Below are 8602 nucleotides of genomic sequence, written 5' to 3'. Positions count from 1 at the left end.
ACGGTCTTGATCACCCCGGCGACGCCGGCGGCGGCCTGGGTGTGGCCCAGGTTGGACTTCACCGAGCCGAGCAGCAGCGGGAGTTCACGGTCCTGTCCGTAGGTGGCCAGCAAAGCCTGGGCCTCGATCGGGTCGCCGAGCGGGGTGCCGGTGCCGTGCGCCTCGACCACGTCCACCTCGGCGGGCGACAGCCCGGCGTTGGCGAGGGCGGCGCGGATGACGCGCTGCTGGGACGGCCCGTTGGGGGCGGTGAGCCCGTTGGAGGCGCCGTCCTGGTTGACGGCCGACCCGCGCACGACGGCCAGCACCGGGTGCCCGTTGCGCCGGGCGTCGGAGAGCCGCTCCAGCACCAGCACGCCGACGCCCTCGGCCCAGCCGACCCCGTCGGCCCGGTCGGAGAAGGCCTTGCAGCGCCCGTCCGGGGAGAGGCCGCGCTGCCGGGAGAACTCGATCAGCGAGGTCGGGGTGGACATCACGGTGACGCCGCCGGCCAGCGCCAGGGTGCACTCGCCGGTGCGCAGCGCCTGCATCGCCCAGTGCATGGCGACCAGCGAGGAGGAGCAGGCGGTGTCCACGGTGACCGCCGGGCCCTCCAGCCCCAGGGTGTAGGAGACCCGGCCGGAGGCGATGCTCGGCGAGGTGCCGCTGCCCTGGTGGCCCTCGAAGCGGCCGCCGGCCAGCAGCGCCGAGTAGTCGTTGTACATCACGCCGGCGAACACGCCGGTGCGGCTGCCGCGCAGCGCGACCGGGTCGATCCCGGACCGCTCGACCGCCTCCCAGCAGGCCTCCAGCAGCAACCGCTGCTGGGCGTCGGTGGCCAGCGCCTCGCGCGGGCTCATCCCGAAGAACGCCGGGTCGAAGTCGGCGGCGTCGTGCAGGAAGCCGCCGAACCGGCTGTAGCTGGTGCCCAGGTGGTCCGGGTCCGGGTGGTAGAGCGCGTCGAGGTCCCAACCGCGGTCGGTGGGCAGGCCGGAGACCGCGTCGGTGCCCTCGTGCAGCAGCTGCCAGAGGTCCTCGGGCGAGGCGACGCCGCCGGGGTAGCGGCAGCTCATGCCGACGATGACGATCGGGTCGGTGGGGTCGGCGCCGGCGGTGGCACGCAGCGGCGCCCGGTCGGCGGCGGCCCCGGTCCCGGCCGCCCCGGTCAGGCCCTCCAGGACGTGCCCGGCCAGCGCGGTCACGCTCGGGTGGTCGAAGACGACGGTGGCCCGGATCCGCAGGCCGGTCGCCGCACCGAGCCGGTTGCGCAGCTCGACGGCGGTCAGCGAGTCGAAGCCGAGGTCCTGGAACGGGCGCTGCGGGTCGACCTCGGCCGGGTCGGCGTGCCGGAGCACGGCGGCGACCTCGGCCCGGACCAGCTCCACCACGGCCTCGGTACGGGCCCGGGCGTCCAGTCCGGCGAGCCGGCGGGCGAGCGTCCCGGCCGTCTCGGAGACGGCCGCGGCGGCGCGCCGGACCGGGGTGCGGATCAGGCCGCGCAGCAGTGGCGGCACCTCCCGGGCGGCCCGCAGCACCGGCAGGTCCAGCCGGACGGGCAGCAGCAGGGTCTGCGGGCGGGTGAGGGCGGCGTCGAACAGGGCGAGGCCGTCGGCGGCGGCCAGCGCCGGGGTGCCGGCCGCGGCCAGCCGGTCGAGGTCGGCCCCGGCGAGGCCGCCGGTCATGCCGCCGGTCGGCGCCCACGGCCCCCAGCCGAGCGACCGGGCGGGCAGCCCGGCGGCCCGGCGGTGGTGCACCAGCGCGTCGGCGAAGGCGTTGGCGGCCGCGTAGTTGCCCTGGCCGGGCGCGCCGGCCGTGCCGGAGAAGGAGGAGAACACGGTGAAGGCGGCCAGGTCGAGGCCGCGGGTGGCCCGGTCCAGGTGCCACAGGGCGTCGGCCTTCGGCCGCAGCACGGCGGCCAGCCGCTCGGGGGTCAGCGAGGTGATCACCCCGTCGTCGAGCACCCCGGCGGCGTGTACCACTGCGGTCAGCGGGTGCGCGGCCGGGATGCCGGCCAGCAGCCGGTCCACGGCCGCCCGGTCGGTGAGGTCACAGGCCTCGACGGCGACCTCGGCGCCCGACTCGGCCAGGGCGGCGGCCAGTTCGACGGCGCCCTCGGCCTCGGCCCCGCGCCGGCTGACCAGCAGCAGGTGCCGGACGCCGTGCTCGGCCACCAGGTGCCGGGCCAGCACGGCGCCGAGCCCACCGGTGCCACCGGTGATCAGCACCGTCCCCGCCGGGTCCCATTCCGTACCTGCGACGGTCGACGCGTTCGCCCGGCCCAGTCGGGCCGCGAGCACCTCGCCGCCCCGGACGGCCAGCTGCGGTTCGTCCCCGGCGAGCGCCCGCTCGGGCAGCGGGCCACCGGCCGGGTCGAGGTCGACCAGACCGAACCGGCCCGGGTGCTCGGCCTGCGCGGAGCGCACCAGGCCCCAGACGGCGGCCGCGGCCGGGTCGGTGACCTCGTCGTCCGACCCGGTGCTGACGGCGCCGCGGGTCACGAAGACCAGCCGGGCGCCCTCGGTCGCCTCGTCGGCCAGCCACTCCTGGAGCCGGGTCAGGGCCTCGGCGGCCAACGCGTGGGCCGAGCCGACCGGATCGGCCGGATCGCCCGCGAGCGGCAGCAGCACCACCTCGGGCTCGCCGTCACCCGCCGACGGCAGCACCCCGAGGCCCAGCGGATCCGGCCCGCCGACGGCCACCGCTGCGGCCACTGCCGCAGCCGACCCGCCGCCCCGCGGCCGGGTCCAGCGCAGCTCGAACAGCGCCTCCCCCGCCGGACCGGCACCGACGGCCGCCCCCGCGCCTGCCTGCCCCGGCAGCGCCCGCAACGCCAGCGCACCGACCGAGGCGACCGGCCCGCCCGCGGCGTCCGCCACCGCGACGGCGACGGCGTCCTCCCCCAGCGCCGAGAGCCGCACCCGGACCGTCGACGCCCCGCCCGCGTGCAGGCTGACGTCCTGCCAGCAGAACGGCACCCCGCCCGGCACCAGGAAGGCCGCCGCGTGCAGCGCCGCGTCCAGCAGCGCCGGGTGGATGCCGAACCCGCCGGCCTCGCCGCGCACCGCCTCGGGCAGCGCGACCTCGGCGAACACCTCCTCGCCCCGGCGCCAGGCGGCGGTCAGCCCCTGGAAGGCCGAGCCGTAGCCGAAGCCCGCCCCGGCCAGCCGCGCGTCCAGCCCGTCCGGCCCGGCCAGCTCCAGCGGCTCCGCCCCGGCCGGCGGCCAGGACTCGAACTCCTCGGCCGGGTAAGGGTGTTCACCCACCGCCAGGACGCCGTCGGCGTGCTGGGTCCAGGGCGCATCCTCGTCCCCCTCGGGGCGGGCGTAGATCCCGACGCTGCGCCGCCCGGTGCCGTCCGGCCGACCGACCCACACCTGGACCTGCACGCCGCCCTGCTCGGGCAGCGGCAGCGGCGCGGTGAGGGTGAGCTCCTCGACCCGGTCGCAGCCGGTCTCGTCGCCCGCGCGCACCGCGAGCTCCAGGAACGCGGTGCCGGGCAGCAGGACGGTGCCGGCCACGGCGTGGTCGGCCAGCCACGGGTGGGTGCGCAGCGACAGCCGGCCGGTCAGCAGCAGGCCGTCGGTGTTGGCGAGCGAGACGGCGGCGGCCAGCAGCGGGTGGTTGGCCGAGCCGAGTCCGGCGGCCCGGACGTCACCGGTGCGGGCGAGCGCGCTCTTCGGCCAGTAGCGGCGGTGCTGGAAGGCGTAGGTGGGCAGGTCGGCGTGGTGGGTGCCGGTCCCGGCGAAGTAGGCGTCCCAGCGGACCGGCACGCCGCGGACGTGCAGTCCGGCGAGGGCCTCGGTCAGCGCCTCGGTCTCCTGGCGGCCGGGGCGCAGCGCGGCGAGCGCGGTCACCGGCTCGTCGACGCAGCCCTGGGCGAGCGCGGCGAGGGTGCCGTCCGGGCCGAGTTCGAGGAACAGTCCGGTGCCGTGGGCGCCGAGCCAGTCGACGGCGTCGGCGAAGCGGACGGTCCGCCGGACCTGGTCGACCCAGTAGTCGGCGGAGGTGAGCTGCTCGACGGTGGCGGGCGTGCCGGTGACGGTCGAGACCACCGGGATGACCGGCGCCTGCGGGGAGAGCCCGGCGACGACGGTGCGGAACGCGTCGAGCATCGGGTCCATCAGCGGCGAGTGGAAGGCGTGCGAGACCTTCAACCGGCGGACCTTGCGGCCGAGCGCGGCGAAGTGGGCGGCAACGGCCTCGGTGGGCCCGTCCTCGCCCGCGACCACCACGGCGCTCGGGCCGTTGACGGCCGCGAGCGACACCGACTCGCCCAGCAGCGGCCGGACTTCGGCCTCCGTCGCCTGGAGCGCGATCATCGCGCCGCCCTCCGGCAGCGCCTCCATCAGCCGGGCCCGGGCGGAGACCAGCGCGCAGGCGTCGGCGAGCGGGAAGACCCCGGCGACGTGCGCCGCGGCGATCTCGCCGACCGAGTGGCCGGCCAGGAAGTCCGGGGTGACGCCCCAGGACTCCAGCAGCCGGAACAGCGCGACCTCGATCGCGAACAACGCGGGCTGGGCCTGGCCGGTGCGGTTGAGCAGGTCCTGGTCGGCGCCGAGGATCACCTCGCGCAGCGACGGCCCCGACCGGTCGTCGAGGGCGGCCAGACCGGCCAGCACCTCGTCCAGCGCGGCGGCGAACACCGGGAAGCGGGCGGCCAGTTCGCGGCCCATGCCGAGGCGCTGGGCGCCCTGCCCGGCGAACAGGAAGGCGAGCTTGCCGCGGCCCTGGACGGTGCCCTGGACGAGTCGGCCGTCGCCGGTACCGGCGGCGAGTGCGGTGAGCGCGGCGACCGCCCCGGCCCGGTCGGCCGCGGTGACCACCGCGCGGTGCTCCAGGGCGGCCCGGGTGGTGGCGAGGGCCCGGGCGAGGTCGGCGTCGGTGGCCGCGTCGACGTCGGCTCCGGCCTCACCGGGGGCCAGGAACGCCCGCAGCCGCTCGGCCTGGGCCCGCAGCGCCTCCGGGGTCCGCCCGGAGACCAGCCACGGCAGCGCCCCGGCCGGGTCCGTCACCTGGCCGGAAGCCTCCTCCGAAACCTCAGAGACCTCGGAGACCTCCGGAGCCTCCGCCTCCTCCGGCGCCTCCTCGATGATCACGTGCGCATTGGTGCCGCTGAGCCCGAAGGAGGACACCCCCGCCCGGCGCGGTTCCGCGCCCCTGGGCCAGTCGGTCGCCTCGGTGAGCAGCCGGACCGCCCCGGACTCCCAGTCCACGTGCGAGGACGGCGCGTCCACGTGCAGCGTGCGGGGCAGCAGGTCGTGCCGCATCGCCAGCACCGTCTTGATCACCCCGGCCATGCCGGCCGCCGCCTGGGTGTGGCTGAGGTTCGACTTCACCGAGCCGAGCAGCAGCGGTGTCTCCCGGTTCGCCCCGTACGTGGCGAGCAGGGCCTGGGCCTCCACCGGGTCGCCGAGCACGGTGCCGGTGCCGTGCGCCTCGACCACGTCGACCTGGTCGGCCGAGAGGCGGGCGTTGCGCAGCGCCTGCTCGATCACCCGCTGCTGGGAGGGGCCGTTGGGCGCGGTCAGCCCGTTGGAGGCGCCGTCCTGGTTGACGGCGCTGCCGCGCAGGACGGCCAGCACCCGGTGCCCGTTGCGCCGGGCCGCGGAGAGCCGTTCCAGCACCAGCACGCCGACGCCCTCGGACCAGCCGGTGCCGTCCGCGGAGTCGGCGAAGGAGCGGCAGTGGCCGTCGGCGGCCAGCCCGCCCTGGCGGGCGAACTCGACGAAGGTGGTGGGGGTGGACATCACGGTGACGCCCGCGGCGAGCGCGAGCCCGCACTCCCCCGCCCGCAGCGACTGGGCGGCCAGGTGCAGGGCGACGAGCGAGGAGGAGCAGGCGGTGTCCACGGTGACGGCGGGGCCGACGGCGCCGAAGACGTACGAGAGCCGGCCGGAGATCACACTGGTGGCGTTGCCGGTCAGCACGAAGCCCTGGACGTCGTCGTCGGGGCCGGTGCGGTAGTCCTGCGGCATGGCGCCGACGAACACGCCGGTGCGGGTGCCGCGGATCCCGGTGGGGTCGATGCCGGCCCGCTCGAACGCCTCCCAGGCGGTCTCCAGCAGGACCCGCTGCTGCGGGTCCATGGACAGCGCCTCGCGCGGCGAGATGCCGAAGAAGCCGGGGTCGAAGTCGGCGGCGCCGCGCAGGAATCCGCCCCGGACGTCGGTCGGGCCGTCGGCCGGGTCGAGCTCCCAGCCGCGGTCGGCCGGCAGGCCGGTGATGCCGTCCCAGCCGGCGACCAGCATCGCCCAGAGGTCCTCGGGGCTCGCCACCCCGCCGGGGAAGCGGCAGCTCATGCCGACGATGGCGATCGGCTCCCGGGCGGCGGCCTCCAGTTCGTCCACCCGCTGCCGGGAGCGCTGGAGGTCCGCGCTGGCCCGCTTGAGGTAGTCCCGGAGCTTCTGTTCCTTGTCCATCATCGACGCAACCCATCTGGAGGACCGGCGAACGGCAGGGGTCCGCTGTGGACGGCCCGCGTGCTCCGCACGCGCGGCGCTCGCATTCCCGCACTTCGGCGATCAGTCTCGATCGAGCGGGCACGGGAAATCCCTAGGGTCTGTCTCCTCCCGCGGTCCGGCCGAGGGCGCCCGGGGCGGCGGGGCCGTGGACTCTAGGGAATTGCCGGGCGTTCCGGCTGGATCGTCGGATGCGCGAGCCCTGGGTGCGGTCCGTCGGGCGCGCCGCGGGCCACCGACGTCGACGAGGATGACCGCCATGCCCGAAACCGTCCCGCACGGGGACCAGCCGAGACCGCCGTGGCCCACCGAGGCCGCCGCGGACGACACGGCGGAGGAGTTGAGCGCGCTCGACGAGCAGCTGATCGCCCAGCTGGTCCAGCGGATCCGGCTGGCCCGCGGCCACCAACTGAGCCGCCGTGCGGCCGGGTTGCCGACCACCAGCCTGGCCCAGGAGAACGCGATGCTGCGCCGGTACGCGGCCCGGCTGGGCGACCAGGGCGCCGGGATAGCGCTGGCGATCCTGGAGCTCTCCCGCCCGCAGGCCGTCCCGGGCGCCGAACGGCCGTAGGGCGGTGGGGGGCCGGTACCGCCCGGTCCCCCACCGCCCTGTCGCCCGGGCCCGCCGTCACCAGCGGGCGCCGGTCAGCACCTCGCCGTAGTCGCGGGCCAGCCGGGCCTGTTCGAGGTCGGACTCGACCATCATCCGCATCAGTTCGGGGAAGTCGACCGTCGGTTCCCAGCCCAGGACGCGGTGCGCGTTCCGCGCGTCCGCGCAGAGCGTCTCCACCTCGGCGGGCCGCACCAGCGCGGGATCGACCTCGACGTACTCCTCCCAGTCCAGGCCCACGCATGCGAAGGCGATCCGGGCCGCGTCGCGCACCGAGTGCATCCGGCCGGTCCCGATGATGTAGTCGCCCGGCTCGTCCTGCTGGAGCATCAGGTGCATCGCCCGGACGTAGTCCCCGGCGAAGCCCCAGTCGCGGACGGCGTCGAGGTTGCCGAGCAGCAGCCGGTCCTGGAGGCCGAGCTTGATCTGCGCGACCGCGAGCGAGATCTTCCTGGTCACGAACTCCGCACCGCGGCGCGGCGACTCGTGGTTGAAGAGGATCCCGGAGACGCCGTACATCCCGTAGGACTCGCGGTAGTTGCGGGTGATGTAGTGCCCGTAGGTCTTCACCACCCCGTACGGGCTGCGCGGGTGGAACCGGGTGTGCTCGTGCTGCGGGGTCTCCGCGACCATGCCGAACATCTCGGAGCTGGAGGCCTGGTAGAAGCGGATCTGCCCGTCCCCGCCGCCGGTCGCGGCCGGTTTGTTGATCCCGCTGACCATCCGGATCGCCTCCAGCACCCGCAGCACGCCGGTGCCGTTGACCTCGGTGACGAGTTCCGGCTGACGCCAGGACATCGGCACGAAGGAGATCGCCCCGAGGTTGTACACCTCGTCCGGCTGGATCGTGTCGACCGCGGACACCAGACTGGTCTGGTCCATCAAGTCGCCGTCGACGAACCGCAGTTCCGGGATCAGCCGACTGACCCGGTCCTTCCGGGGGTTGGCCTGCCCCCGACTCAGGCCCCACACCTGGTACCCCAGGGAGATGAGGTGCTCGGCCAGGTAAGACCCGTCCTGGCCGGTCACCCCGGTGATCAGTGCTCGCTTGGACATCCGTTCCCCTTCAGCCACTGCTCGCGGTCCGCTCTCGGCACAGCCAGCGAACCACCGGCGGGGCTAAGGAATTTGCGAGACTTCCCGCGCCGGCCCGGGGGCGCGACGGGAAGCGGCGGAAGGAGCGGGAGCCGAAAAGGTCACCGAAGCCGGTGACGGGGGGCGCGCGGTACGGGAGGCGGTACGGCCGTCGTCCGGTGCGCCGTCTCCGACGCGACCGGCTTCCCCACGACGGCGGCACCGCCCGACGTACCCGTTGGCATCGCCGCGCGCCCCCTCCCCCTGTTTCACAGGCCGCCGAACCGTCCCCGGGGGAACCCGCCCGGGTCGGGACTCGGCGAAGCGGTCCGCCGCCAGGCCCCACGCCCGGGCGACGAACCGCTTCCTCGCAGCTCACGCTAGGGCGTGTCTGACAATTCGCGTCGGATCAGCGCGCGGCGTCGGGGTGCGTGCATCGCAAGGCGGAGGAGGGAGTCCATGCGGTGGGGGCACCTCCCGG

3 protein-coding genes are annotated in these 8602 nt (G+C 75.8%); 1 reads left to right on the top strand and 2 read right to left on the bottom strand.

The window, feature by feature from the left end:
- Window positions 1-6398: SDR family NAD(P)-dependent oxidoreductase (locus tag ABTZ03_RS43725; protein WP_350518859.1), on the bottom strand; the 6398-nt coding region annotated here is incomplete at its 3' end.
- A 298-nt stretch (window positions 6399-6696) separates the two neighbouring features.
- Here ABTZ03_RS43725 and ABTZ03_RS43720 point away from each other — a divergent pair.
- Entirely contained in the window at window positions 6697-7008 is a 312-nt protein-coding gene (locus tag ABTZ03_RS43720; RefSeq protein ID WP_350518858.1) for a chorismate mutase family protein, read from the top strand.
- Window positions 7009-7065: 57 nt separating this feature from the next.
- Here ABTZ03_RS43720 and ABTZ03_RS43715 read toward each other — a convergent pair whose 3' ends face one another.
- Window positions 7066-8103: a GDP-mannose 4,6-dehydratase gene (locus ABTZ03_RS43715; protein WP_350518857.1), complete on the bottom strand. Its 1038-nt coding sequence runs from the start codon at window positions 8101-8103 to the stop codon at window positions 7066-7068.
- Window positions 8104-8602: the final 499 nt, after the last annotated feature.

Origin of the sequence: Kitasatospora sp. NPDC096077 (assembly GCF_040303245.1) — a bacterium.
Taxonomy (GTDB): Bacteria; Actinomycetota; Actinomycetes; order Streptomycetales; family Streptomycetaceae; genus Kitasatospora.
Note: the sequence above shows the minus strand (reverse complement) of the source record. Positions and strands in the feature narration are given on the sequence as shown.